At 57.0% G+C, this 23,007-nt stretch carries 20 protein-coding genes and 2 pseudogenes; 17 read left to right on the forward strand and 5 right to left on the reverse strand.

Annotation, left to right across the window (positions count from 1 at the left end):
* Position 1: 1 nt before the first annotated feature.
* Together ACFPPD_RS17500 and ACFPPD_RS17505 are read left to right on the forward strand one after the other, a co-directional pair.
* Complete coding sequence (locus tag ACFPPD_RS17500) at positions 2-955, forward strand: aldo/keto reductase (RefSeq protein WP_209749732.1); 954 nt, start codon at positions 2-4, stop codon at positions 953-955.
* Positions 952-1,968 carry a zinc-binding alcohol dehydrogenase family protein gene (locus ACFPPD_RS17505; RefSeq protein ID WP_209749731.1) on the forward strand — a complete coding sequence of 339 codons (1,017 nt, stop codon included), beginning with the start codon at positions 952-954 and terminating at the stop codon, positions 1,966-1,968. The genes ACFPPD_RS17500 and ACFPPD_RS17505 overlap by 4 nt, the downstream gene beginning before the upstream one ends.
* Positions 1,969-2,020: 52 nt before the next feature.
* On the opposite strand, the gene ACFPPD_RS17510 is transcribed toward ACFPPD_RS17505, so the two are convergent.
* Positions 2,021-2,884, reverse strand: a complete 864-nt coding sequence (locus tag ACFPPD_RS17510; protein ID WP_209749730.1) for an AraC family transcriptional regulator — start codon at positions 2,882-2,884, stop codon at positions 2,021-2,023.
* 142 nt (positions 2,885-3,026) lie between these two features.
* Between ACFPPD_RS17510 and ACFPPD_RS17515 the strand changes: the two genes are divergently transcribed.
* The 10 genes and pseudogenes from ACFPPD_RS17515 (at position 3,027) to kduD (ending at position 12,270) form a co-directional block, all read left to right on the forward strand.
* Entirely contained in the window at positions 3,027-3,683 is a 657-nt protein-coding gene (locus ACFPPD_RS17515) for an SGNH/GDSL hydrolase family protein (protein WP_209749729.1), read from the forward strand.
* Between the two features lie 113 nt (positions 3,684-3,796).
* Positions 3,797-5,512 carry a methyl-accepting chemotaxis protein gene (locus tag ACFPPD_RS17520; RefSeq protein WP_209749728.1) on the forward strand — a complete coding sequence of 572 codons (1,716 nt, stop codon included), beginning with the start codon at positions 3,797-3,799 and terminating at the stop codon, positions 5,510-5,512.
* Positions 5,513-5,674: 162 nt separating this feature from the next.
* Entirely contained in the window at positions 5,675-7,564 is a 1,890-nt protein-coding gene (locus tag ACFPPD_RS17525) for a 3-oxoacyl-[acyl-carrier-protein] synthase III C-terminal domain-containing protein (protein WP_209749727.1), read from the forward strand.
* Between the two features lie 36 nt (positions 7,565-7,600).
* Positions 7,601-8,491, forward strand: coding sequence for a DUF6999 family protein (locus ACFPPD_RS17530; RefSeq protein ID WP_209749726.1), 891 nt, complete (start codon positions 7,601-7,603; stop codon positions 8,489-8,491).
* A gap of 192 nt (positions 8,492-8,683) precedes the next feature.
* Positions 8,684-8,908, forward strand: a pseudogene (locus ACFPPD_RS17535) (YiaA/YiaB family inner membrane protein); the annotation flags it as partial.
* Between the two features lie 63 nt (positions 8,909-8,971).
* Positions 8,972-9,151, forward strand: a pseudogene (locus tag ACFPPD_RS17540) (YiaA/YiaB family inner membrane protein); the annotation flags it as partial.
* Positions 9,144-9,587: a hypothetical protein gene (locus ACFPPD_RS17545; RefSeq protein ID WP_209749725.1), complete on the forward strand. Its 444-nt coding sequence runs from the start codon at positions 9,144-9,146 to the stop codon at positions 9,585-9,587. The pseudogene ACFPPD_RS17540 and the gene ACFPPD_RS17545, both read left to right, overlap by 8 nt.
* A gap of 292 nt (positions 9,588-9,879) precedes the next feature.
* Positions 9,880-10,713 carry a 5-dehydro-4-deoxy-D-glucuronate isomerase gene (gene kduI, locus ACFPPD_RS17550; protein ID WP_209749724.1) on the forward strand — a complete coding sequence of 278 codons (834 nt, stop codon included), beginning with the start codon at positions 9,880-9,882 and terminating at the stop codon, positions 10,711-10,713.
* Positions 10,714-10,751: 38 nt separating this feature from the next.
* Positions 10,752-11,519, forward strand: a complete 768-nt coding sequence (locus tag ACFPPD_RS17555) for a DeoR/GlpR family DNA-binding transcription regulator (RefSeq protein ID WP_209749723.1) — start codon at positions 10,752-10,754, stop codon at positions 11,517-11,519.
* Between the two features lies 1 nt (position 11,520).
* A complete protein-coding gene (gene kduD / locus ACFPPD_RS17560; RefSeq protein WP_209749722.1) occupies positions 11,521-12,270 on the forward strand; it encodes a 2-dehydro-3-deoxy-D-gluconate 5-dehydrogenase KduD in 750 nt (249 codons plus the stop codon).
* Positions 12,271-12,343: 73 nt separating this feature from the next.
* On the opposite strand, the gene ACFPPD_RS17565 is transcribed toward kduD, so the two are convergent.
* The 4 genes from ACFPPD_RS17565 to ACFPPD_RS17580 form a co-directional block, all read right to left on the reverse strand.
* Positions 12,344-13,738 (reverse strand): ADP-ribosylglycohydrolase family protein, encoded by a 1,395-nt coding sequence (locus ACFPPD_RS17565; RefSeq protein WP_209749721.1) that lies wholly within the window; start codon positions 13,736-13,738, stop codon positions 12,344-12,346.
* Positions 13,739-13,807: 69 nt separating this feature from the next.
* Positions 13,808-14,677 (reverse strand): helix-turn-helix domain-containing protein, encoded by an 870-nt coding sequence (locus ACFPPD_RS17570; protein ID WP_209749720.1) that lies wholly within the window; start codon positions 14,675-14,677, stop codon positions 13,808-13,810.
* Positions 14,674-15,456 carry a response regulator transcription factor gene (locus tag ACFPPD_RS17575; RefSeq protein WP_209749719.1) on the reverse strand — a complete coding sequence of 261 codons (783 nt, stop codon included), beginning with the start codon at positions 15,454-15,456 and terminating at the stop codon, positions 14,674-14,676. Before ACFPPD_RS17575 ends, ACFPPD_RS17570 begins: the two co-directional genes overlap by 4 nt.
* A complete protein-coding gene (locus ACFPPD_RS17580; RefSeq protein ID WP_209749718.1) occupies positions 15,453-17,270 on the reverse strand; it encodes a sensor histidine kinase in 1,818 nt (605 codons plus the stop codon). The genes ACFPPD_RS17575 and ACFPPD_RS17580 overlap by 4 nt, the downstream gene beginning before the upstream one ends.
* Positions 17,271-17,465: 195 nt before the next feature.
* Between ACFPPD_RS17580 and ACFPPD_RS17585 the strand changes: the two genes are divergently transcribed.
* The 5 genes from ACFPPD_RS17585 to ACFPPD_RS17605 all read left to right on the forward strand — a co-directional run bounded on the left by ACFPPD_RS17585 (position 17,466) and on the right by ACFPPD_RS17605 (position 22,992).
* Positions 17,466-18,341 (forward strand): carbohydrate ABC transporter permease, encoded by an 876-nt coding sequence (locus ACFPPD_RS17585; protein WP_209749717.1) that lies wholly within the window; start codon positions 17,466-17,468, stop codon positions 18,339-18,341.
* Positions 18,338-19,159: a carbohydrate ABC transporter permease gene (locus ACFPPD_RS17590; protein WP_209749716.1), complete on the forward strand. Its 822-nt coding sequence runs from the start codon at positions 18,338-18,340 to the stop codon at positions 19,157-19,159. The genes ACFPPD_RS17585 and ACFPPD_RS17590 overlap by 4 nt, the downstream gene beginning before the upstream one ends.
* A gap of 62 nt (positions 19,160-19,221) precedes the next feature.
* Complete coding sequence (locus tag ACFPPD_RS17595) at positions 19,222-19,995, forward strand: SDR family NAD(P)-dependent oxidoreductase (protein WP_209749715.1); 774 nt, start codon at positions 19,222-19,224, stop codon at positions 19,993-19,995.
* 669 nt (positions 19,996-20,664) lie between these two features.
* Positions 20,665-21,528, forward strand: a complete 864-nt coding sequence (locus ACFPPD_RS17600) for a fumarylacetoacetate hydrolase family protein (protein ID WP_209749714.1) — start codon at positions 20,665-20,667, stop codon at positions 21,526-21,528.
* Positions 21,529-21,633: 105 nt separating this feature from the next.
* Entirely contained in the window at positions 21,634-22,992 is a 1,359-nt protein-coding gene (locus ACFPPD_RS17605; protein ID WP_209749713.1) for an ABC transporter substrate-binding protein, read from the forward strand.
* Positions 22,993-23,007 lie beyond the last annotated feature (15 nt).

The raw sequence follows: 23,007 nt of genomic DNA on the forward strand, positions 1-23,007 counted from the left end.
GATGAAATACCGCCGATTGGGCCGTACCGGACTGGAAGTTTCCGTATTGAGTTTTGGCGCGTCTTCACTCGGTTCCGTGTTCCGAGACACGAACGAGGCCGAAGGCATTCGCGCCGTTCACGAAGCGATCGACGCGGGCATCAACTACATCGACGTCTCTCCCTATTACGGGTTGACGAAGGCGGAGACGGTGCTCGGCAAGGCAATCAAGGACATTCCGCGGGATAAATTTCTGCTGTCCACGAAGGCGGGACGTTACGGCGCCGATCTATTCGATTTCTCCGGCAAGCGGATTATCGCCAGCATCGACGAGAGCTTGAAGCGGCTGCATACCGATTACGTAGACATTCTGTACTTGCACGATATCGAATTCGTCACTGCCGACGTCGTCATGGAAGAAGCGATTCCCGCCCTTCGCGCCCTGAAGCAAGCAGGCAAAATCCGGTTCGACGGCATCTGCGGACTGCCGAAGCGGCTGTTCGAGAAATTCGTCCCCGAGGCCGATCCGGACGCGATCATCTCTTATTGCCATTATTCGATGAACGATACGACGCTGTTGGACCTGTTGCCGCTACTCGAATCGAAGGGAACCGGTCTCGTGAACGCTTCCCCGTTATCGATGGGGCTGCTGAGCACGCGGGGGACGCCGGATTGGCATCCGGCGAGCGCGGAATTGAAGGCGATATGCCTGAAGGCGGCGAGGCATTGCGAGAGCAAGGGCGCGGACATCGCGAAGCTCGCCGTCCAGTTCTCGACGTCGAACGAGCGAATTCCGACGACGCTCGTCAGCACGGCTAATCCGGCCAACATCCGGAACAACGCGGCCTGGACGGACGAGCCGATCGACGAGGCATTGCTGGCGGAAGTGCTCGAAATAATGAAGCCCGTCCTTAACGAGACGTGGACGAGCGGGCGACCGGAATACAACGATGAGACGGGAGGGGAAGCGAAATGAGAGGCATCGTATGCGCGGAAGTCGATCGCTTCGAATGGGTCGACGATCTGCCGGAGCCCGTGCTCGAGCCCGGACATGCCATCGTCAGCATCAAGAGGATCGGCATTTGCGGCACGGATTTGCACGCGTTCAAGGGCAACCAGCCGTTTTTCTCGTATCCGCGCGTTCTTGGCCACGAGCTCGCGGGTTTCGTCGCGGAGATCGGTCCGAACGAAGCCGGATTGGCCGAAGGCGACCAAGTTAGCGTCATCCCGTACATGCACTGCGGACATTGCATCGCTTGCCGGGGCGGCAAAACGAATTGCTGCACCGACATGAAGGTGCTCGGCGTTCATATCGACGGCGGCATGAGGGAACGAATCGCCGTACCCGTTACGCATCTGATCCGAACGAACGGGCTGACGCTCGACCAGACGGCCGTGCTCGAGCCGTTCGCGATCGGCGCGCACGCCGTACGCAGATCCGGATTGAAGCGCGGCGACACCGCGCTCGTCATCGGCGGCGGACCGATCGGACTCGGCGTCATGGCATTCGCGAAGCATCTGGGCGCCAAGGTCTTTACCATGGACGTGAACGACGAGCGGCTCGCGTTCTGCGAAAGCTGGGCGAAAGCGGACGCGACGGTGAACGCGCTTCTCGAACCGAGGGAGCGGATCGCGGCATTGACCGGCGGAGACATGCCGACGGTCGTGTTCGACGCGACGGGCAGCGTCCGCTCGATGACGGATTCTTTCCATTATGCTTCTCACGGCGGAACGCTCGTGTTCGTCGGTCTCGTCAAGGCCGATATCGCCTTCAACGATCCGGAGTTCCACAAGCGGGAGCTGACGCTGATGGGCAGTCGCAACGCGACGAAGGAAGATTTCGATCGCGTGCTGGAAGCGATCGGGGCGGGGGGCATCGACGTCGGGCGATACGTGACGCATCGGTGTTCGTTCGACGAAATGATCGGCCGATTCGAAAGCTGGCTGAATCCGGAGACGAAAGTGATCAAGGCGATGTTGGAGCTGTAAGATGACGAGGAGCCCGGCGACTGGCTCCTTGACAGGCGTCTTTCTATCGCGCTTAGGTCCTCTCCTGAGTCCGGTAAGCTCTCGGCGACAAGCCTGTCAGCTTCTTGAACGCCCGGTAGAAGTAAGGCATGCCTTGGAAGCCGCAGGAATAAGCGATCGACTCGACGTTGTCGTCCGTCGTCAAGAGCAGCTCCTTGGCGCGGACGAGACGTTTGGCGTTGACGTAGTCGGTCACGTTCATTCCCGTCAGCTGCTTGAACGTACGGGAGAAATGGTGGGGGCTGACGCAGGCCGTGGCGGCCAGTCCCGCGAGACCGCCCGATTGCGCGGGATCCTCGTCGATCGACATCAGCGCGTCCAACAGCCATTTCGGACCGACGCGGATATCCCCGCCGTCGTTCTCCCGCGCGATGCCGAGACGATTTATTTCGAGCAGCAGACGCTGCAGATGAATTCTCGCCGCTTGACGGTAACCGGCGTCCTTGTTCGCCAGCTCGTCCGCGATTTCGTCGAGCGTCTCCCGGCACTTCCGTTCGAGCGCTTCGGGAAGCTCGATTCGGTATTGCTTCTTCTTGCGGGCGGTGTCGAAGCAGCGGAGCGGAGCGTAGCCGTCGTCCAGGGTGCCGGATTGAACGAACGCGGGGGCGAAGAAGACGGCCGTCGAGACGATCGGCGACTCGGCGTCCGGGAAAGCCCGGTGGATCGTATTGCCGGGAATGAGAAACAGATCTCCCTTGCGCTTCTCGTAGAAGGAATTGTCGATGAAGAAGGTGCCGTTGCCTTCGTGCACGTACACCAATTCGAACAGATCGTGAAGATGATCGGGAAGCTCGCTGTTCAAGGTTTTGAGCCCTCTATGGACGATGTCGAACGGAAAAAGCGGATCCAGGAAAAACGGCTTGCGAAAGGGACTCATCCGGGCTCTCTCCTTCGTCTGTGTGGCGTTTCTCTTTCGTTGATCATATCAAGATCGGGTATAAATGCGCAAACCTTCGGCTATTAAATTACCGATATTGCGCGTAAAATAGAGCTAAATTGAATCTGGAGGAACGATAAGGATGGCATCGAATAAGCGTACGATCCTTTTCCAAGGCGACTCGATCACGGACGGCGCCCGCGGGCGCAGCGACGATCCGAATCATATTCTGGGCCATGGCTACCCGTACTTGATCGCCGCGGAATTGGGGAGCAAACTCGCCGCAAGCGAGCCGAAATTCATCAACAGAGGCATTAGCGGCAACCGGGTATCCGATCTGTACGCCCGTTGGAACGAAGACGCGATCGCGTTGAAGCCCGATCTGATCAGCATCTTGATCGGCGTCAACGACGCGTGGCGCATCATGAACCGCTTGCCCGAGGGGGCGACAGACCGATTCGAAAGAGCTTACCGCCACTTGCTGACAGAGACGAAAGAAGTTCTTCCGAACGCCGGTCTCGTGCTGATGGAGCCGTTCGTCCTGAACGTCGGCGCGCCAGCCGAGGATTGGCCTCGCTGGATGGCCCAGGTCGCGGAATATCAGCGGATCGCCCGGCAACTGGCGGAGGAGTACGGCGCCGTATTCGTTCCGCTGCAGCAGCCGTTCGACGATGCCTGCCGAAGCGTGAATGCCGCCTATTGGCTATGGGACGGCGTCCATCCGACGGCGGCCGGCCATCGCATCATCGCGGACGCTTGGCTGGAAGCCGTGCAAGGCAGCGCGCTGGCGATTCGATAGAGTTGCAAACCCCGCGTTTTGTCCCCCGTTTCCGAATGCTGTCTCCTATGGATGGGTCGATTCTGCCCATATTCTGAGAGAAACGCGATTCGCGAACGAGAGGGTGCAGGGAGATGCGGTTGAAGTTTCGGAGCGTAGCGGGCAAGCTGGTTACCGCGTTCGCGCTGTTGTCGATCGTCTGGGCGGCATTATGCGCGGCGTCGTTCAGGAGCGCGTGGACGACGCAAACGACTTATTCGTCGCTCTTGCACGAACAGGCGGCAAGCTTGGCGAAAGCCAAGGAAATCCAGTACGACGTAGAAGTCCAGAATAACGCTCTTGTCGCCTACATGAATTCCGTCAGGGGAGGCGCAATCGGGGATATCGTGTCGTCGAAGAGGCTGAACGATGCCAATGCGTCTATCGAACGATTGTTAATCGAAGCGGGAGAACTAACGGCGGATGCAACCGATCAAGCGTTGTTGCCGCAAATTTCGGAGCTGAATAAGAGATTCAAAGAAAAGGCTTTAGAGACGATTAAGGCCATGGAAACGAACTTAAGCAAAGCGACCGTCATGATGAAAATGGAAATCGCCCCGATCTCCAATCAAATCATCGCGAAGACGAACGAGATCGTTAGCCGGCAGCAAGCGACGATGTCGGCTCGAGAGAAGAAGACGGAAGAACAGGTCGATCGAACATTGCTGTCGATCGGTATCTCCGGCGCGTTCGTCCTACTCGCGGCGATCATCGGCAGTTATGCGTATGCGCGAAGATTATCGAGGCCGATCGCCGCCATGGCGCGAATCACGGAGCAGATCGCGGCGGGGAACTTGACGACGGAGGGAGCGGTGCACCGTTCCGAAGACGAGATCGGCAGGTTATCCGTCCATTTTCGGACGATGTCGGATAACTTGCGGGAGCTGATCGCGCAGATCGCCGGCACGTCCGCCGACATCGGGATGTCGGTTCGGCAATGGCGGACGCACGCGGAGGAAACGAAGCTTGCCAGCCAGCAGATCGCGTATGCGATGGAGGAAGTGCAAGACGCGGTATCCTCGCAGACGAATCAAGTGCAAATGGCTGAACAATCCGCGCGGACGGTCGCGGGAGGCGTCGAGGGGATTACCGGTTATACTCGAGAGGCGTCTAATCAAGCGGAGGCTCTTCGACTGACGGCGATCGAAGGCTCGCGGGAAATGGACGCGACGATCGAGCAGATGAGAATCATCGGAAACTCGATTAAGTCGCTGCAGTCGACCGTCCGCCGATCGGGAGGGCACTCGGAGCGGATCGGAGAGATGGTCGACGTCATTGCGGCCGTGGCGAAGCAGACGCAGATCTTGGCTTTGAACGCTTCCATCGAGGCGTCGAGAGCAGGCATTCAAGGCAAAGGCTTTGCCGTCATCGCCGACGAAGTCCGTTCGTTGTCGCAGAGGACGACCGAATCCGCGGCCGACATCCGCACGTTCGCGGAGAGCATCGTCGGCGACGCAAGGGAAGCGTCCGGCGCCGCGGAGCTATGCCATCGCGAAGCGGAAAGAGGCATCGAAGCGGTCGGCAATGCCAAGACGACCTTCGAAGGCATTCGTCACTCGTTCGACGAATTGTCCGAACAGCTTCTTCGGATCTCTTCCGCGGCGGAACAGATCGATCGGATGACCGATCGGGTCATGGAGGCGATCGCTTCGATTCTGGGGATGGCGCAAACGACCGCGCTCAGGACGCAGGAAGTATCCGCCGCCACGGAACAGCAATTCGCGTCGATGGAGGAAATGGCGTATTCGACGAACGCGATGAACGAGCTCTCCGAGCGGTTGCAAGGGACGACGAACCGTTTTCGTTGGTAACCTGAATATTCGGCATTAACTTGACCCGTCGGTACTCGCATTGTTGCGGCCGGCGGGTTATTCGTCGTCCCCGGTACTATAAATAGTTGGTACTATTCCCCGTTCCCGGTCGGCTCTATGATTGCACTATAGACAAGGAAGAACGCGAGGGGATGAGACGATATGGCGGAAGTGAACGGCAAATCCGTGTATATCACGGCGGCGGGAGCGTTCCTGCCGGGCGACCCGGTCGGAAACGACGAGATGGAGGAATATTTGGGTTACGTCGGCGGCAAGCCGTCCCGGACGAAGACGAGAATCTTGAGAGAGAACGGCATTAAGTTCCGCCATTACGCGATCGATCGAGAGCAGAGGACGATGTATTCCAATACGCGGATGGCCGCGCTGGCCGTTCGCGAAACGATCAAGAACTCCGCGGTTAACGAGAGCGAGATTGACTACTTGGCATCGGCGACGACGCACGGAGACGTCATCATTCCCGGGTTCTCCAGCATGGTGCAGGCGGAAGCGAAGCTGCCGGGAATGGAGATCGCCAGCTTGCACGGCGTATGCGGCAGCGGCGTTGCGGCGATTCAAACGGCGTTCCTGCAAGTGAAGGCCGGGGGCAAGCGGAACGCGATCGCCTGCGCGAGCGAGTTCCCGAGCCGAATATTCAAGAGCAGCCGCTTTGAGAGCCAACGTGCATGGAAAGAAAGAGGCTCGCTGCCTTTCGATACCGATTTTCTGCGATTCATGTTATCGGACGGTGCCGGCGCTTTCCTCCTTCAAGATAAGCCCGCGCAGAACGGCCTGTCGCTTCGCATCGAGTGGATCGAGATCAAATCCTACGCGAACGCGTACGATACGTGCATGTACGCCGGAGCGAACAAGGAGGAAGGCGAGCCGATCGCGAAGACGTGGCTCGATTACGCGACCTTCCAAGACGCCGCGGACGACGGGGCGATCAACATGAAGCAGGACATCCGGCTCGTGAAGGAAATGCCGAAGCTCAGCGTGAACGACTTCTTCAAGCTGGTAGACGAAGGCAAAGTGAAGGCGTCGGACATCGATTGGATGGCTTGCCATTATTCGTCGCATTTTTTCCGGGAGGAAGTGTTCCGGTTGCTGGAGCTTGGGGGTGCGTCCATCCCTGAAGAGAAATGGTTCACGAACCTGTACGACAAAGGAAACACGGGTTCGGCCTCGATCTTTATTTTGCTCGAAGAGCTGCTTAACGGCGGGAAGCTGAGGGAAGATGAGAAAATCCTCTGCATGGTGCCGGAAAGCGGAAGGTTCTTGACGACTTTCATGTATTTGACGGTCGTACGAGGAGGCGCGTCAGAGAAAGCGCAAAAGCCAGCGGTCATTAGACAGCCCGAAGCGCCGGCGTTGGCGTTCGACGAATCCCATTCGGTGCAGGCGTCTCTCGTCCGCCAGCTCGTGGCCGTGTGGCTCGACTTCGAGAGACGCTTAAATCAAGTGCCGATCATCGACAAGCTCAATCGCGGCCGGTTCACGTTGGACGATTACCGCTCGCTTTTGTACAACGTGCGCCAGCAGGTCGTGGACGGTTCTCGGTGGATCGCGCGGGCGGCTTCGAATATCTCGATCGACCGGATCGACTTGAGATCGGCTTTCCTCTCGCACGCAAGCGACGAACATCGGGATTACGAAATTCTGGAGAGGGATTACTTCGCGATCGGCGGAACGAAGGAAGAAATACATGCCGGTTCCAAAAATATCGGCAGCGAGGCTTTATCCGCGTATATGTTCCAACGGGCAAGCCGGGACAATCCGTTCGACTTGCTCGGGGCGATGTGGATTATCGAGGGGCTCGGCTGCCGGATGGCACGGCATTGGGGAGAAATGATCCGCGATCAATTGAGGCTCCCCGACGAGCAAGTATCGTTCTTGCTCTACCATAGCGAAAGCGACGTGAACCATTTCGAGAGGCTCGAAAAAGGGATCCGCTCGGAGATGCTAATGGAGGAAGTCGCCCGCGACATCGTGAAAGCGGCGAAAGTGACCGCTCGGCTGTACGTGCTTCAATTGGAGGAATTAAACCATGCGTGAACCCGCGCAACGCCGCAAAGGAGGCCGAACGAACGGATGATCACGCCCGAATACTTTTACGGCATGAAGCACGATCCGAACGATCCGAATCCGTTCTTGGCCGTCTTCCTAGATCGGAGCATCCCGTTCGACGAATCCGCCAAGGCCGCGTTCCTGAAGGATTCTTCGACGAAGTCCAGACAGTTCCTGCTGCCGTTGTTAAGGCCGTTCGCGCGATTGTCGATCATCCTGATCAAGCTGCTGCGCACCGTGCTTCCGAACGCGTTCGCTTCGTCGAGGGCGTTGCATCGCATACTCTACCGTTCTCTGAGAACGTTCGTGACGCCCGAAGCGAACACGATGATTCTTCGGCACTTCACTCTCGGCTCCGAGATTCTCCAATTCATCCGCGACAACGTCCCCGGCGTCGACGTGAAGCTGAATCCGCTCCGGCCGTACAAACTCGAAGCGGTGAAGGACGATTTGTTCCTGATTCACGATATAAATATCTACAACTTCATCATTAACTTGAATAAGGAGCTGCAAGCGAAAGGGCTGAACATCGCTTATCGGGACGAACCGAATATGGACGCGATCACGGTCGGGCCGCAACCGATCGAGGCGATGCCGAATCGCTGGACGAACAAGATCGACCTCTTGACGGCGATCGAATGCTTCACGCCGGTGTATCAGCTCTTCTTGACGGACAACGATTTCTGGCGGGCGTCGAATTCGCTGCAGCTGGACGAGATCATCGGCATCTATGCATCGACGATCGTGAACGAACCTCAACGGCTCGCTCTCGTTAACAACAAACATCCGATGGTCCCCATGCATACGTTGCAAGCCGGTTATCGGCTCGTCTTGCACGGATTGGCGACGGAGCAGCTTCACGCGATGCTCGTCCAGAAGAAGCTCGCGATGGGTAAACGGGCGGCTTCCACATAAATTAATGCTAAAATAAAACAAAATATGATGGTTTTCGTCATAACCCCACTTCACGGAATTTCGAATATCGATGATAATTAATAGGAAGATTCTGAGAGTCTACGATCCCTAGGAGGAACCGACATGGAAGACGGCACGCCCGTTCAAGCCCAACCGCAAGCGCACAACAACCAAAACCAAACGCAAATCCCGATGCAACACGTAAAAAGAACGAACGATTTCTATCGCCGCAGGAATACGCCGACGTTTACGTTCATGGCATGGGCGGCGTTCGTGCTCGCGTTCGGCTTCGAATTCGGGGGGATCTACTCCCTGAAGCAGCCGCTTTCGGTCAAAGGGTATTACGCGGCCGTCGGCGTTCTTCTCATTATTACCGCGTTCGTCCTGCAGAAGGTTATCCGGGACAACGACGAGGACCAATATTTGCGCCAGTCGAACCCGCAGCACCGCAAGCGCAATACGTCGGCGTTCACGTTCTTGAGCTGGGCCGGCTTCATTCTTGCGATCCTATTCGAGTTCATCGGATTGACGACGCTCGAGGAACCGTTCTACGTCGTCGGTTATTACGCGATCGGCGCGTCCTTCCTGATCGTCACGAGTCTAGTACTGCAGAAAACGGTTCGCGATAACGAGGAAGACAAAATGCTCGGCAATGAGTAAAATCGGCGCGTCAGCAAGTAGGGCGTGGCGCGGAGCGGCATTGGCGCTTGCGATCTCCTTGCTCCTCGGGTGTTCGGGAGACGGCGGTTTGCCTCTCTCGATGAAGATCCGCAAGATCGAAGTGTACGCGATCGCGGCGGGCGACAAGATAACGGCATTGCGAACGATCGACGACGCAGCCGCTATCGAGGCTATCGTCGAAGAACTCGCCCGATTGCGCAAGACGGCGTTCGAGGATCCCGAAGGTCCGGCCAATCTGTACGAGATTCGCTTCGTTAATGGGAAGAAGAGCGCCGTGTTCACGCTTGCCGATCGGTATGAATTCGTGAGCAAGATTTATTCCCGCGCATCGGCGCGAAAAGGAAAAGCGTGGAAGGCGACTGGCGGTCTCATGGAGAAGCTTCTTGGGGACAAGCGCCTGCCGAGGAAAGAGTAGCTGTCGCCGCGATGAGAATAGTGATTGCATTTAAGCCTGGACCGAAAGCGTCCGGGCTTTTTCCTGTTTCGGCAAAAGTATGCAAGGGGAGTTAGTGCGTCCATTGAAGTAATTCCATGTTCGGAGACCCTTTCGCGAGGGAGATAGTGCGTCCGGCGAAGTAAATCTGATCAGGTCGCCAATTATGCCGAAGTAATTTTGCGAACGCTCTTGTAAACGAACCCCGGATGCAGTATTTTAAACAATATAGAACTTAAATGAACATAAATGAACATAAAAGGAGCTAATTCCAATGGAAATCCGCTACGCTTCCCATCCCAAGCAAGTGAAACAGTTCGATACGACCGAGCTTCGCGAGGAATTCCTGATCGAGAGCTTGTTCGCGGCAGACAAACTGACGCTTTGCTATTCTCACGTCGACCGCTTCATCGTAGGCGGCGCGATTCCGGTTAACGGTCCGGTGAAGCTGGAAGCCGATCCGAAGACGATGGGCGCTCCGACGTTCCTGGAGCGTCGCGAGATCGGCATTATTAACGTAGGCGGCCAAGGAACGATTACGGTCGACGGTACGACGTATGAAATGGCATCGAAGGATTGCCTGTATATCGGCCGCGGCGCGAAGGAAGTATCGTTAGCGAGCGACGACGCGTCGCAACCTGCTAAATATTACTTGAACTCCGCTCCCGCCCACCAGAGCTATCCGACGACGAAAGCGGCGATCAGCGAGGCTTCTCCGACCCATCTCGGCTCCTTGACGAACTCCAACGAACGCACGATCTACCGCTACATCCATACGGGAGGCATCCAAAGCTGCCAGCTCGTCATGGGCATGACGTTGCTCAAGCCGGGCAGCATGTGGAACACGATGCCTTGCCATACGCACAATCGGCGCTCGGAAGTGTATTTCTACTTCGATATGCCGGACGACGGCGCCGTTTTCCATTTCATGGGCGAGCCTCAAGAGACGAGACACCTCGTCGTTCGTAACGAACAGGCGGTCATTTCCCCGAGCTGGTCGATCCATAGCGGCGTCGGCACGAACAGCTATACGTTCATCTGGGGCATGGCCGGCGAAAACCAAACGTTCGAAGATATGGATGCGGTACCGATGAAAGAGTTAAAATAGAACAATATAATATTGGAAAAAGATAGAAGGGCACCCGTATGAACTCTTTGAACCGATATGAACGAATGATGGAGCTGCTCCTCGCCTCGAACCAAGTGACGGTAACGGAGCTGAGCGAGAAGCTGAACGTAACCGGCAAGACGATCCGCGAAGACTTGGCCAAGCTCGAAGAGAAAGGGCTGCTGAAACGCGTCCACGGCGGGGCCGTATTGGCGCAGGCCGACCAGCTCGGCATTCTGTCGATGCAAGGATCCGCGTCCCGGACTCCCGAGAAGCTTCGGATCGCGAAGCTGGCGGTCTCTCTCATCGAGCCGAACGACATTGTCGCGCTGGACGGCGGAACGACGACGCTGGAGATTGCCAGATTGCTGATCAACCAACCGCTTACGGTCGTGACGAACGACGTGTTCATCATCAGCGAGCTCGTCCGGAAAGACGCGATCCGGCTCGTCGTGCCCGGCGGGTATCGCGTGCGCAACATGCTCGTCGGCGCGGAGACGGCGGCGTATATTCGCAAGCTCAATATCGGCAAGGCGTTCCTGAGCGCGACCGGCGTGCATCCCGAATACGGATTCACGGTATACACGGGCGAGCTGACGGAGGTCAAGCGCGCATGGATCGAAACCGCGCGGACGAGTTACGTCGTCGCGGATCATCGCAAGTTCGGGCAAGGCGCGTTGTTCACGTTTGCGTCCTGCAAGGACGTATCGGCGGTCATTACCGATGCCGGCCTTGCGCCGGACGTCGCGGAGCAATATCGGCAAGCGGGCGTTAACCTGCTGATCGACCAAGAAACGGGGGATTGACATGTTATTCGATTTAACGGGAAGAACGGCGCTCGTAACCGGCACGTCCGGAGGTCTCGGCCAAGCGATGGCGATCGGGCTTGCCGAAGCGGGCGCTGCGGTCGTGGCGGTATCCTCTTCGAACAGCGACGAGACGGTCCGGATCGTAAAAGAGGCAGGAGGCCGAATCGAGCAAGTGAAAGCGGACTTGAGCGATCTCGACGGACTCGGGAACGTTTTCGCGCAAGCGGAGGAAATCTTCGGCGGCATCGACATTCTCGTCAACAACGCGGGGACGATCCGCCGCGCGCCGGCGGCCGAACATTCGCGCGAAGACTGGCACGCCGTCATCGATATTAACCTACATTCGGCGTTTTTCCTCAGTCAGCTCGCGGGACGGCAAATGATCGGACGCGGTTACGGCAAGATCATCAATATCGCATCGATGTTATCCTATCAAGGCGGAATTAACGTCCCGGGGTATACGGCAAGCAAACACGCCATCGCCGGCGTGACGAAGGCGCTCGCCAACGAATGGGGAAGCAAGGGCATTCAAGTAAACGCGATCGCGCCGGGCTATATCGAGACGCGCAATACGGCGCCGATTATCGCGGACGGCAAGCGTTACGATTCGATTCTGGAGCGAATCCCGGCGGGCCGGTGGGGCCAACCCGAAGACTTGAAGGGACCGGTCGTGTTTCTCGCCTCCGCTGCGTCCGACTATATGAACGGTCACGTGTTATGCGTCGACGGCGGATGGATGGCGCGATAACGGACCGATCATGAGTCAACTTGACAAGGAAGAAGCCTTCGCGTCATTCGGACGCCGAAGGCTTCTTCCTTGATTAACGGATTTCCGCCATCGGATCCTCCCGCAGTTTAAGGAAAACCCGGTAGCTGCGATCGCCGCACTCGGAGATCGCGATGGGATGGAAACCCGGCAATTCGGCGTACAGCGTATCGTTCAGCGGCGCCGTCCACGTTGCCGGCAAAGCTTGCGCGCCGAGCATCGCGCCGATGATCGAACCGACCGTCGCGCCGTTGCAATCGGTGTCCCAGCCGCCGAGCACCGCCGTCGTCACCGTCTTCTCGAACTCCCCGCCGCCGAATACGAGAGAGGCCGCTACGAGAGCCGCGTTGTTGTTCGTATGCACGGGATCGTAATGCTTGAACGCTTCCCAGATCCGCTCGACGAGTTCGAGTTGCGTAGAAGTTTGTCTCGCGATATCGACCGCCTGGCGCACGTCGGCATACAGCCGGCACGTCGCCGGAATTTCGGCCAAGCCGATCTCGACGACGCGAAGCGGATCGTTCTCCGCGAAAGCGGCCGCGATCATGGCGGCGACGAACATCGCACCGTAGATGCCGTTCTTGACGTGGGAGAAAGAAGCGTCGCGCCAGGCGAGTTCCGCGGCCAGCTCCGGATTGCCGGCCGCGCCGTAAGCGTAGCCGTCCGCCCGGATTTGCGCGCCGATCCATTCGCGGTAGGGGTTCAGATGCTCCCGGACCCAGGAGCGATCCCATTCGGCCGGTTTGACCCGATCCATATGGGAGGTGATTCCGGAGAAGTTCAAATAGGCTTGCGTCTCTGCCGTGCATACTTGCGAATACGTAAGACGCGAATGCCATAGCTTGCCCACGTCCCAGCTATCCCAGTCCAGCCCTTTCTCCTCCAGCATAAGCAGACCGAGCACCGTGTACCAGATGTCGTCGTCCGATTCCATGTATCGCAAGTTCTCCAGCATGCTCTTCGAACACCACCGGGCGAGGTCTATGCCGACATCGTTTCTCGCACGGGACGAAGATGGCACGTAGGAACGAATCGGCCAAGCGTCCGCGGCTTCGAACCAGAGCTTGACGTTAAGCCAGCCAGGGTTGCCGCGGCTGCCGTTCATGAAGTCCCAGCCTTCGAGCGGCTTGCCGAGCGCGCAACCGACGCACCTGCCGAGCCACGCCCCGCGGAATTTGTCCAGAAGCGCCGCCTCGTCGGCCGTCAGCTTCGCGATCTCCGGTCCCGGCAGCCGAAGCCGGCGAATGTCCGCCAGCTCCGAAGGCTCCTCGAACGGAAAATCATCCCGAATCGACAACGCTTTCATTTGCCCGTAGACGTCCATGAGACGATCCTCGTCGTCTCCCGCGGCGACCCGCAATTCCTCGAATCCCGCCATGTCGCAGCCTTCCTCGCGCCGCTGAATCCCTTCGAGCTCCACGATTCTTTTTAACGAATCCCATCCTGCCATCGCGAGTCGTCCTCCCCGAATATTTCTTATCCCCATTATAGGAGGAGGTTTGGCGAACATCTTCTCCGTTTATCGTTCCGGATTCTCAGAAATTGCGACCGGAGCGAGCGCATATCGGTAGTCGGCGGGAGACAGGCCCTCCGAAGCGGCGAACAGGCGATAAAAGCTCGGCACGCTCTGGAACCCGCTATCGAAGATCACGTCCGTTATCGGCTTGTCGGTAACGACGAGTTGCCGTTTCGCTTCGTTCAGCCGGAGCTGGCGCACGTACTCCGCGAATCCGCGTCCCGTCGCCTCGCGAAAGGCACGGCTCGCCCTCGAAGGACTGACGCCGAGCCGTCCGGCCAAATCTTTCAAGTCGAGAGGCTCCGCGAATCGTTCCTCCACGTACGCCAGCAAAGTCCGAAGCTCGCGGAAAGCGGAGCGCTGAACGGTTAGCCGCCGTTCGGACACGAGACCGGCTTGCCGCCTGAGCACCGAAGCCCCAAGCTGGAGCAACAGCCCTTTGACCATGCTCCGGTAGCCGTCCGGCTTGTCTCTCAGTTCCGTCCATATTCTCAAGATGAGAGGCTCCAGTTCCTTGGCGAGCGGAGAATCCGCCGGCACGTGGTTAAGAAATTCGCCCGACGGATAACAGAACGGAAGAAGAAGCATCTCGTCTTCCTTCTGCCACAAACCGGGATCGAAGTTCACGAAGACGAATTCGCAGGGCGACTCAGGATCGGATTCCGCAATGTGAAGCTCGGAGTTGTTGACGATGAAGACGTCGCCCGGGGCAGCCGTAAAGCTCTTGCCGCCGAAATAGAACGTTCCGCGACCGGACAGGCAGCATCCGATTTCCAGGCTGGCATGATAATGCAAAGGTTCCTTGTAAGATTTGGGCGTCCAACGGAAAGCGTTGACGGGAATGTCGTGCTCGTAGCGGACGTTCAGCTTCATGGCCGAATCTCTTTCCGGTACTCCCTCGGCGTGACGCCCGTCACCTGCTTGAAGATCCGGCTGAAATAGTACGGATCGGGGTAGCCGACCCTTTCTCCGATTTCCTTGACGGACCATGATTTCTCGCTTTCGAGCAGCCTCTTCGCCTCGCCGATGCGTAACGTAATCAAATATTTGGACGGCGGCTCGCCGGCGTGCTTGATGAATATTTTCGTCAAATAGGACGGGTTGAAGTTGAATTGCCTGGAGATGCCTTCGAGATTCAGCTCGTTCGCGAAGTTGCTCTTCAAGAATTGCTGGACGGCGCGCACGACTTCCTCCGGCGTATAGTCGTGATTGTCCAGCGTAGCCAGTCTCGCGGCTTGCCGCTCCCCTCGTTCCTGCGATAGCTTCTGCTTGATTTTGGACAGCACGCCTTCCAGCTCGTTCGTCTTCACCGGCTTGAGCAAGTAGTCCACCACTTCGTGTTGTAACGCTTGCCGGGCGTATTCGAATTCGTTGTAGCCGCTAATGATCACTTTGAGGACGTTCGGAAACTTGATATTCGCTTGGCGAATAAGTTCCAATCCGTCCAAGCCGGGCATTTGAATATCGGTGACGAGCAGGTCGACCGGCATCGTCTCTAGCGCGCGCAACGCCGATACGCCGTCCAAGGCGGTTTCGACGACGTGGAACGCGGGATCGACGGATTTGATTTTTTTTACGAGGTTTTGCAAGATCAAAGGTTCGTCTTCGGCGACGACCGTGCGTATCGTCAACGCCTGCTCTTCGATGGTCATTTGTCGTTCCCTCCGGGAGTCTGCGCGCCTCCGATCGTGACGATCGCGCCTCCTTGCGGCGCGTTCTCGATATGGAAGCTCATGCGCGGACCGTACATGATTTTCAGGCGAATGTACACGTTCAATAAGCCCATTCCTTCTACCTTTAAGCTCGGCGTCTGCCCCGATTGCTCGATCTTTTCGATCGACTTGCGGATTTCTTCGAGCCGTCCCTCTTCGAATCCGGGGCCGTTATCCCGCACCTCGGCGAACCATAACTCCCCTTCCGAGTAGACGCGAACCCAGATATGCCATGGCGGGACGGCTTTCGTGCTGTATTTGACGGCATTCTCGACGAGCGGCTGAATGATCAATTTGGACGTTTGAATGTTGCGCGTTGCCGGATCCGAATCGATCTGGTACGTCAATCGGCTTCCGTATCTGAAACCGACGCATCGAAGGAACTTCTCGGTATGGGCGAGCTCCGTCTCCAGATTGACGTCAGACGCGTCGTCCGAAGAAATATAACGCATGAGATCGGATAAATTTTCGATCATTTCGACGATCTCCCGATTCATGTTCTCCTCGGCCATGACGCCGATCGTAGCGAGCGTGTTGTACAGGAAATGCGGGTTCATCTGCGACTGCAGCGCGAGCATCCGGGCTTGAAGCTGCTGTTTCTGTGCTTGCATGAGCTGCTCCATCGAATAACGGAGCCGTTCGCCCATTTTGCCGAAGGCGAGCTGTAGCCGATCAAGCTCGTTCAAGCCGCTGGACAGCTCGATCGGCGCGGGTGAAGCGAGACCGGACAAGTCCGTCGTCTTGATGAAGCGGTGCAAGCGGGCGATCGGCTTCGTGATCCGTTGCGCGGCCCAATAAGTCAACAAGATCGCGAGAAGCAGGATGCAGGCCGCGAACAGGACGAACAGGCTCGTGAACGTCCGAAGCGGGGCGGAGAACGTTTTTTCCGGCCGGATGACGGCCGAGTTCCAACCGGTGTATTCGGAACGGGACACCTGGAACAGCTCCGGCTCTCCCGTTTCCGGATTTTCGGTCGTTCCGCCTTCCGGGTGGGCGAGAAATTGCCGAATGGACTGACGCTCGGCGTCGAAGCCTTTGCCGGCGGGGTAGATGAGCTCCCCGGCGTCGGTATAGACGATGACCCGGTCTTGCCGCGACAAGTTCAGTCCCTTGAACAGATTTCGTAACGACTGCTTCACTTCGACGATGCCTTCCGGCGCATTGTAGCGGTCGGAGAACAGGCGAAGGAGGGAGATCGAGTACGGTTCCTCCGAAGTCGGCAACACGTTAATCAATTGCTCGTCGATCTCGGGAGTCGTCATGACTTTGCCATCGTTCTCGCCCATGACCGCGCGATACCAGCTCTTGCCGCGCAGATCGACCTTCGCCCTGCGATTATCGAAGCCGGAACCGAACATATTGCCGGCGAAGTCGTACAAATTGATCTGTTGCGCCGGCAACGCGGGACCGTTCGCCGCGACGAGTATTTCGGCTAGCTCCTTCGTCGCTTGCGTGACGTTCTCCGCCGGCGAAAGCCCTTCATCCGCCGGCGACTTGCCGGTAAAGACGAGGAACCGTTCCTTAACCAGATTCGAATAGAGGATGTTCTGGGAGACGGTGTCCATCTTCTGGATTTCGAAGTCGAGCTTTTCCTGCACCGATCGGGACGTGCCGGAGATCGAATCCAACGCCTGCTTGCGAAGCGTATCGGATGACCATAAGTAAAAGAGCAGCAAAGAAATCGATAAAATGAGCGCGATGATGACCGAATACGTCGCGAAAAGCACCGAACGGATGGATCTGCGCCGGATCATGGGACGAGTCACCTCCTGTGTCCCCATTTTGCGTCGAGCGGCGGGGTTTGTAAAGCGCGGAAATAGGCGGGCAGGTAAAATAAGTGCAAGTATGTGGTCGGTTTTCTGCATGGGAAAGGCTTGCTCGCGATTTTATAATGAAAACGCAACCAATTCATCGCAAGCGCATTCAGTCGTGCGGACAGGAGTGAGACCATGAAGATCAACCAGATGTATCCTTATTACTTTTCGTTCGGCGCGATGCTGCTCTACGTCGTGCTGCTCGTCGTCCCCGGCGTCGCGGGCATCGTCTACGCGTTCACGGATTGGAACAGCTACGATACGGCCGTTCGCTTTATCGGCTTCGACAATTTCAAGCAAGTGTTCTCCTCCGATAACGTCTACTTGTCCTTTATCCGAAACACGCTCGTTTTCACGGTGGCGACGATCGTGTTCAAGACGGCGATCGGATTCCTTTTCGCGTTGCTGCTTAACAAAGGCGTCCGTTTCATGAACTTGCACCGGGCGATCCTGTTCCTGCCGGCCGTCGTCCCGATGCTCGTCGTCGGTTTGATCTTCAAGTCGGTGCTTCATCCCGATACCGGCTTGCTTAACGAATTTCTGCGCGCGATCGGCCTCGATATGCTCGCGCGGCACTGGCTGACCGATCTCGACTGGGCGTTCAAGTCGATTATCGCGGTGGACGTCTGGAAGGGCGCGGGCTATATTATGGTCATTCTGCTCGCGGGCTTGCAAACGATTCCGAAAGACTACGACGAGGCGGCGGAAATCGACGGCGCCGGCTACTGGAGCCGAATCTGGCATATTACCATTCCGCTCATCGTCCCGGCCTTGACCGTCACGATTATCCTGAACATGCTGTACGGGCTTAAAGTATTCGACGCGGTCTACGTGCTTACGAACGGGGGACCGGGTTATGCGACGGAAGTAATGTATACCGGCGTGTTCAAGGAATTCTCGATGGGCAGATACGGCGTCGGCACGGCGCTCTCCACGGTGATGTTCGTCTTCATGACGATCGTCGGCTACTTCGTCGTCCGCTTGATGGGCAAGGAGGAACAATCCCGATGAGAAAATCGATCGCGTACGGATTTCTGAAAAACGTCTTCGCCTTGGCGATCAGCTTGGTTGCCGTGGCGCCACTCGTCCTCATCGTCATCAACTCGCTCAAAAATTCGTCGCAAGCGAGCTCGATGGGCATGGAGTTGCCGAAGTCGCTTCATTTCGATAATTTCAGCGTCGTGTTCGAGAAAGGCAAGCTGTCGATGTCGCTTTGGAATAGCATCCTATACGCCGGCGTATCGACGGTGCTCTGCGTATTGCTCGCTTCTATGGCCGCTTACGTCTACTCGAGAAGGCGCACGGTCGTTAACCGGTTCAGCTATTTGTTCGTGCTGCTCGGGTTGGCTATGCCGCTCAACTATTTTACCTTGATGAAGACGATGCAGATCCTTCATCTCGTGAATTCGCAGACCGGCATTATTATTTTGTACGCGGCGATCCAAATTCCGCTCAGCATCTTTATCCTGTACGGTTTCGTCGGCGGACTTCCGAGGGAACTCGACGAAGCGGGCACGATCGACGGCTGCGGGCCGGGCAAGCTCTTCTTCAAGATCATCTTGCCGCTGCTTAAGCCGGCGGCAGTAACTGTCTTCATCCTGGCGTTCCTGAACTCTTGGAACGAATTCTTGCTACCGCTTTATTTCCTGAATTCCGCGGATCAATGGCCGATGACGCTGTCCGTATACAACTTCTTCGGACAATTCCATATGGAGTGGAACCTGGTCAGCGCCGACATCGTACTGACGAGTCTTCCCGTCGTCATCGTCTATTTGCTTGGACAGAGGTTCATTATCGCCGGCATGACGGCCGGTTCGGTAAAGGGTTAATTTCAAGCTTCTCGGTGCTGAAAACCGAACTTTTTGAACTCTTATTTTAAGGGGGAGAACAAATGAGATTGTCCAACAAAGTCGTATTGATATCGGGCGCGGGGTCCGGCATCGGCAAATGCTCGGCGGAGCTGTTCGCGCGGGAAGGCGCGACGGTCGTCATCGGCGACGTGAACGAGGAGGCGGGAGCGGGCGTCGCGCAAGCGATCCGGGAGGCCGGGGGATCGGCGCATTTCGTCCGTCTCGACGTGACGGACGAAGCTTCGACTATGGCCGCCGTCGCCGAGGCGATCGAGAAATTCGGGCGAGTCGACGTCTTGTTCAACAACGCCGGCATCAGCGGCGTCGGCGCGCTGCACGAAGTGAAGCCGGATGATTGGGACCGCGTCGTCGGCGTGAACTTGAAGGGCGTCTATCTATTGAGCAAAGCGGTTGTTCCCCATATGATGGCGCTCAAGCGCGGCTCGATCATCAACATGTCCTCCTGCGCGGCGGAGATCGGATTGGCCCGCCGCGCGGTTTATTCCGCGACGAAGGGCGCCGTGCTGGCGCTGACGAAAGCGATGCAGGTCGACTACGCGCCATACGGCATCCGGGTCAACGCGCTGCTGCCGGGAACGATCATGACGCCGTTCGTGGAGAAGTATTTAAGCACCTCGTACGACGATCCGGAGAAAGCGATCGAATCGATCAAGAACCGGCAGCTCAGCGGCCAATTGGGTCGTCCGGAAGACGTGGCGAACGCCGCGCTGTTCCTCGCTTCCGACGAGTCGGGCTTCATGATGGGCTCTCCGATGTACGTGGACGGCGGCGTCGTATTCGGCAAGAACGCTTGACTGAGACGAGGCGAGCTTGGCGTGAATCACCGGCTCACGTCGCTTAGCGGCGCGCAACGCCGTTATTAAGGCGAAACGGGTGACTTCGAAGCTTTAGCGCTGCACGGACGTCGTTATTTCGGAGGAACGGGTGACTTCGGCGCTTTAGCGGCGCGTGACGCCGTTATTTTGGAGGAACGGTTGACTTCGGGCGCTTTAGCGGCGCGCGACGCCGTTATTTCGGAGGAACGGGTAACTTCGAGCGCTTTAGCGGCGCGCGACGCCGTTATTTGGAGACGTAAGTAGCCATTCATGCTACTGGCAAAGCACCACGGAGGATAAGAATCCGTTCACGAACGCCATTGGCGGGATATTTTCAGGGTAGTAATAACGGTATCGGCTATTTGCAAACGCTACGAGTCTTTTTTGGGGCTTTCGGAGCGATCCGGCGGAGGCGCACTTCGAAAAGCTGCAAAAATGCAGTTTTTCTCGCCTCATTTGGCTGGTTATAAGGAATTCCTGCAAAAATACAGGAATTTAGGCTATCGAGATGTTGATTGGGCCTATCGGGGTCAAATAACTGTATGATTGCAGGAATATCGAGAATCGTCGGACAGCCGTTCCGCAATTACTGCACTTTTGCAGGAATATGAGAGTCTACGACAGTATCCCGAGAAAAGAGGAAAAGACATGAAACTATTGCAATACTGGCAAGACGGAGAACTGCGCCTCGCGGCGAAAACGGAACGAGGCATCATCGATACGTTCGCTGCCGGAGAAGGAGCTCCGCGGACGATGCGGGAGGCGATCGAGGTCGGAAGCGAACGCTTAGCGGAATGGGCCCGGCGGATCGCCGAGCTCGGCGACGAAGCGAAGATTCTCGACGAAGACGGCTTGACGTTCGCACCCGTCGTGTCCGATCCGCAGAAGATCGTCTGCGTCGGCCTGAACTACCGGAAGCACGCGGAAGAGACGAACGCCGCCATTCCGGCGAGCCCGATTCTGTTCAACAAATTCGGGAACGCGCTCGCCGCCCACGGGGAAGACGTGCCGATCCCGGCCGTGACGGACAAGCTGGACTACGAGGCGGAGCTGTGTATCGTCATCGGCAAGAGAGCGAAGGACGTGTCCAAGGAAGACGCGCTCGGTTACGTGTTCGGCTACTGCAACGCGAACGATTTGTCCGCGCGCGACTTGCAGCTTCGAACCGCGCAGTGGATGCTCGGCAAGACGTGCGATAAGTTCGCGCCCGTCGGCCCGTTCGTCGCGACCGCCGACGAGGTGCCGGATCCGAACTCTCTTACGATCGGCTGCACGGTCAACGGGGAGCGGCGCCAGCTGTCGAATACGTCCGACATGATTTTCCGCTGCGACGAAGTCGTCAGCTATATTTCGCGTCATATGACGCTCGAACCGGGCGACTTGATTCTGACCGGAACGCCGGAAGGCGTCGTGCTCGGCTATCCGCCGGAAAAACAGACGTATTTGAAATCCGGCGACGTCGTGACGATCGAGATCGAAGGACTCGGCGCGCTGACGAACAGGATGGCGTAGTAAAAAAAGTGCAAGAAACAAGCAAGATAAATGCATTTATACCAATAATTATTTCAATATACAATGAAAGCGCAAACACAATAAGACTTAAAGGAGATTTCACTTATGAGAAAAGCGCTAGGTCTATTAGCGGTACTGGGGTTGTCGGTCGGATTGCTGGCGGGATGCGGCGGCAATAACAACAACGAATCCTCTTCGTCGCCTTCCGCGAGCGCGGGCAGCGCGGCTCCCTCCCCATCGGCGGAGAAGCCGAAGGAGAATGTCACGTTGACGTACATGGCGAGCCAAGATTGGATCAAAGAATCCGAAATGCAGCTCGCGAAGAAGTTCGAAGAGAAAACCGGCATTCATATCGATTTCCAGATCGTTCCCGCCGACCAATACCAGAACTTGCTCAAAGTGAAATTAAACACGAAAGAAGCTCCCGACATCTTCGGCGGCCAAGACGGCAAATTCGATCTCGGACCGTTGTACGACGTCGAGAAGAACGCCGTCGATCTGACGGCGGAAGAATGGACGAAGCGCGAGAACAAGCTGTTCCTCGAGCAAGCGACGTGGAATAGCAAAGTTTACGCGCTGACGATCTGGGATCCGACTTACGACTTCTACGTCGTTTATAACAAGCCGATTTTCGAGAAGCTCGGCCTGAAAATTCCGACGAATTACTCCGAGTTCCTAGCAGTATCCGAAGCGATCAAGCAATCCGGCGTCACGCCGATCTACGAGCCGGTATCCGACGGCTGGCACCACGTCCTCTGGTTCCCGGAAATCGGACCGAAATTCGAAGAGTCGGTACAGGGGCTGGCCGACAAGCTGAACGCCAACGAGGTGAAGCTGGCCGAAGTTCCGGCGATGGAGCAAGCGCTCGCCCAGTTCACCGAGCTCGTGAAAAAAGGATACATGGGCGAAAGCTACTTCTCCAACACGTTCGCGGACACGGAGAAAAACATGGCAAGCGGCAAGTTCGCGATGACGCTGCACAATCTCGGATTGCCGCAGACGATCGAGAAAGCGTTCCCGGAAGTCAAAGCGGATACGTTCGGCTACTTCCCGATTCCGCTCATCGACAACCAGCTCATGAACATCGCGCCGGCGGCGCCGAGCAAATTCATTTACTCGGGATCGAAGCACGTCGAGCAAGCCAAAGAATATTTCCGCTTCCTGACGGAGCAAGAAAACCTGCAATTCTTCCTGGATAACGAACCGCGGTTCCTTTCGCTGAACTTCGAGGGCATCCAAGGACGCTTCACGGCCGAACAACAGAAGTTTTTCGATACGTACGGCGCGAAGCAAGGATCCGGCTTGCAAATGACGTCGAAATACGTGAACCCGCAATGGATGGACATCGGCAAAGACATGAGCGCCATGATCAGCGGCGCGATGACGCCGAAAGCGGTTCTCGAAAGCGCCGACAAACGCAGGGCCGATCAGGCGAAAGCCGCGAAAGACGCCGCGTGGAAATAAAGCGATAACGCGGTA

The organism is Cohnella suwonensis (assembly GCF_042655365.1).
Lineage (GTDB): Bacteria > Bacillota > Bacilli > Paenibacillales > Paenibacillaceae > Cohnella > Cohnella suwonensis.

What these genes read in the sequence shown, in the direction of transcription:
- ACFPPD_RS17585 (WP_209749717.1), top strand. Translation starts at nt 17,466, where the DNA reads ATGAAGATCAACCAGATGTATCCTTATTACTTTTCGTTCGGCGCGATG.
- ACFPPD_RS17580 (WP_209749718.1), bottom strand. Translation starts at nt 17,270, where the DNA reads ATGATCCGGCGCAGATCCATCCGTTCGGTGCTTTTCGCGACGTATTCG.
- ACFPPD_RS17525 (WP_209749727.1), top strand. Translation starts at nt 5,675, where the DNA reads ATGGCGGAAGTGAACGGCAAATCCGTGTATATCACGGCGGCGGGAGCG.
- ACFPPD_RS17600 (WP_209749714.1), top strand. Translation starts at nt 20,665, where the DNA reads ATGAAACTATTGCAATACTGGCAAGACGGAGAACTGCGCCTCGCGGCG.
- ACFPPD_RS17575 (WP_209749719.1), bottom strand. Translation starts at nt 15,456, where the DNA reads ATGACCATCGAAGAGCAGGCGTTGACGATACGCACGGTCGTCGCCGAA.
- ACFPPD_RS17555 (WP_209749723.1), top strand. Translation starts at nt 10,752, where the DNA reads ATGAACTCTTTGAACCGATATGAACGAATGATGGAGCTGCTCCTCGCC.
- ACFPPD_RS17595 (WP_209749715.1), top strand. Translation starts at nt 19,222, where the DNA reads ATGAGATTGTCCAACAAAGTCGTATTGATATCGGGCGCGGGGTCCGGC.
- kduD (WP_209749722.1), top strand. Translation starts at nt 11,521, where the DNA reads ATGTTATTCGATTTAACGGGAAGAACGGCGCTCGTAACCGGCACGTCC.
- ACFPPD_RS17565 (WP_209749721.1), bottom strand. Translation starts at nt 13,738, where the DNA reads ATGGCAGGATGGGATTCGTTAAAAAGAATCGTGGAGCTCGAAGGGATT.
- ACFPPD_RS17515 (WP_209749729.1), top strand. Translation starts at nt 3,027, where the DNA reads ATGGCATCGAATAAGCGTACGATCCTTTTCCAAGGCGACTCGATCACG.
- ACFPPD_RS17545 (WP_209749725.1), top strand. Translation starts at nt 9,144, where the DNA reads ATGAGTAAAATCGGCGCGTCAGCAAGTAGGGCGTGGCGCGGAGCGGCA.
- ACFPPD_RS17570 (WP_209749720.1), bottom strand. Translation starts at nt 14,677, where the DNA reads ATGAAGCTGAACGTCCGCTACGAGCACGACATTCCCGTCAACGCTTTC.
- ACFPPD_RS17590 (WP_209749716.1), top strand. Translation starts at nt 18,338, where the DNA reads ATGAGAAAATCGATCGCGTACGGATTTCTGAAAAACGTCTTCGCCTTG.
- ACFPPD_RS17505 (WP_209749731.1), top strand. Translation starts at nt 952, where the DNA reads ATGAGAGGCATCGTATGCGCGGAAGTCGATCGCTTCGAATGGGTCGAC.
- ACFPPD_RS17500 (WP_209749732.1), top strand. Translation starts at nt 2, where the DNA reads ATGAAATACCGCCGATTGGGCCGTACCGGACTGGAAGTTTCCGTATTG.
- ACFPPD_RS17510 (WP_209749730.1), bottom strand. Translation starts at nt 2,884, where the DNA reads ATGAGTCCCTTTCGCAAGCCGTTTTTCCTGGATCCGCTTTTTCCGTTC.
- ACFPPD_RS17605 (WP_209749713.1), top strand. Translation starts at nt 21,634, where the DNA reads ATGAGAAAAGCGCTAGGTCTATTAGCGGTACTGGGGTTGTCGGTCGGA.
- ACFPPD_RS17530 (WP_209749726.1), top strand. Translation starts at nt 7,601, where the DNA reads ATGATCACGCCCGAATACTTTTACGGCATGAAGCACGATCCGAACGAT.
- ACFPPD_RS17520 (WP_209749728.1), top strand. Translation starts at nt 3,797, where the DNA reads ATGCGGTTGAAGTTTCGGAGCGTAGCGGGCAAGCTGGTTACCGCGTTC.
- kduI (WP_209749724.1), top strand. Translation starts at nt 9,880, where the DNA reads ATGGAAATCCGCTACGCTTCCCATCCCAAGCAAGTGAAACAGTTCGAT.